The organism is Pseudomonas lini, assembly GCF_001042905.1.
Taxonomy (GTDB): Bacteria; Pseudomonadota; Gammaproteobacteria; order Pseudomonadales; family Pseudomonadaceae; genus Aquipseudomonas; species Aquipseudomonas lini.
Map to the genome: position 1 here is coordinate 1 of NZ_JYLB01000026.1, position 548 is coordinate 548.

1 protein-coding gene is annotated in these 548 nt (G+C 60.6%); it reads right to left on the bottom strand.

Going from position 1 to position 548, the window contains the following annotated elements:
- The coding region (locus tag TU81_RS29075; protein WP_048397937.1) for a calcium-binding protein at positions 1 to 548 on the bottom strand (548 nt) is incomplete at both ends.

Genomic DNA, 548 nt, shown 5'->3' on the forward strand with positions numbered 1-548 from the left:
CGGTGCCTTCACTGCGTTTTCCTGGACCAGGGTCAGTTCGCCGGCCTGATCAAGAAAATAATCGTCGTTGCCCTTGCCACCGATTAGGGTGTCCACACCGGCGGCACCATTGAGCTGGTTGTTGCCATCGTTGCCGGTGATCGCGTTGTTTGAGGCGTTGCCGATGCCATAGGTGTTGACCGTGCCGGTCAGTTCCAGGTTTTCCAGGTTGGCGCCCAGGATGTAGCTCGACGAAGAGCGTACGGTGTCGATCTCACCGGCCAGGGTACCGGTCTCGATGGCCACGTCGCCGAGGTTGTCGACGATGTAGGTATCGTTACCGGCGCCACCGATCAGGGTGTCGGCACCGAGACCGCCGTCCAGGATGTTGGAATCGGCATTGCCGGTCAGGGTATTGTTCAGGTCGTTGCCCAGCGCGGTGAAAGCGCCGGCGCCGAGCAACAGCACGTTCTCGACGTTGTGCAGGTTGCTCAGGTTCAGGTCGACGGTGTTGGTCTGTGCCGTGGCGTTGTAGACGACGTACAGGGTGTCGGTGCCTTCACTGGCGT